We start from the raw sequence: 1,435 nt of genomic DNA on the forward strand, positions 1-1,435 counted from the left end.
AGGACGTAAATCAGAAACAGAAATTTTTCCATGTACATCTGTTGTAAGCTCAGTACGAATGTCGTTACCATTCAGATCAGTAATTTTAAATACCGCATCTTTAAGAGCAGTACCATCTACATCATCCACTTTAGAAAGTTCCACAGCGCCTTTCGTTAAGCTATTTGTAGCTGTAACGGAGATAGGATCAGCTTGGCTCTTTGTAATTGTGAATGGAATTGGCTCTTTGTTTAAATCGTAGTGTTTCGGAGCCGTTGTCTCGATGAATTGATAATCACCAGGACGTAGGTCAGAAACGCTAATTTTACCTTGTTGATTCGTAACAAGATTTTTGTGAATTACAGTACCATTCATATCCACAATTTTAAATACTGCGCCTTCAAGAGTAGTGCCATCGACGTCGTCCACTTTAGAAAGTTCCACGCCGCCTTTTGTTAAACTATTTTTCATAGTAACGGTAGCAATATCTTTTTGGCTTTTTTCAATTGTAAATATAATTGGTTTTTTGTCTAAATCATAGTGTTCAGGAGCCGTTATTTCAACGAATTGATACGTACCAGGACGTAAGTTTTCGATAACGATTTTACCTTCACTGTTTGTTTTTAAATCTGTTTTAAGTACTTTGCCATCTTGATCTAGTAAATTAAATACCGCATCGGCAAGTTTTGTTTGAGTGTTTAAATCATCAACTTTAAGTAATTCGATACTACCTTGTTTTAAGCTATTTGTAGCAGTTAAAGAAATAGCTTTCTTCTGTCCTTTTTCAATAGTGAATTTGATTGGTGTTTCATCTAAAACGTAATGCTTAGGAGCTTTCGTTTCGATAAATTGGTAATCACCAGGACGTAGGTCGTTAATTTCGATTATTCCTTGTTCATTTGTAACAAGGTCTTTATGAACTACATCACCGTTCATATTAACAATTTTAAATACTGCATCTTTAAGAACAGTGCCATCAACATCATCTACTTTAGAAAGTTTAACTGCACCCTTTATTAAAGCATTTGTAGCAGTGACATGAAGAGTTTCAGTTTGGCTCTTTTTAATTGTAAATACGATAGGTTTTTTATCTAAATCGTAATGTTCAGGAGCAATTGTTTCAACGAATTGATACGTACCAGGACGTAGGTTTTCAACAACAATTTTACCTTCATCATTTGTTTTTAAGCCTTCTTCAACTAGCTCTCCGTCTGCATCTAATAAATTAAATACGGCGTTAGCAAGTTTTGTATTTATATCAATATCGTCAATCTTTGTTAGTTCAACGCTACCGTTTTTCAAAGCATTTTTGCCTGTAACATTGATCTCTTTCGTTTGACTTCTTTCAATTGTAAATGGAATTGTTGTTTCATCTAATACATAGTGCTCAGGAGCTTTTGTTTCAATGAACTGATAGTCTCCAGGGCGTAAATCAGAAACAGAAATTTTTCCGTTT

1 protein-coding gene is annotated in these 1,435 nt (G+C 34.4%); it reads right to left on the reverse strand.

Annotation, left to right across the window (positions count from 1 at the left end; all coding sequences use genetic code 11):
- Positions 1 to 1,435 (reverse strand): SpaA isopeptide-forming pilin-related protein (locus tag GFJ36_RS28650; protein ID WP_275940662.1); only part of this gene is annotated, 1,435 nt, incomplete at both ends.

It is taken from the genome of Bacillus sp. EE-W1 (assembly GCF_009760835.1).
GTDB lineage: Bacteria > Bacillota > Bacilli > Bacillales > Bacillaceae_G > Bacillus_A > Bacillus_A wiedmannii.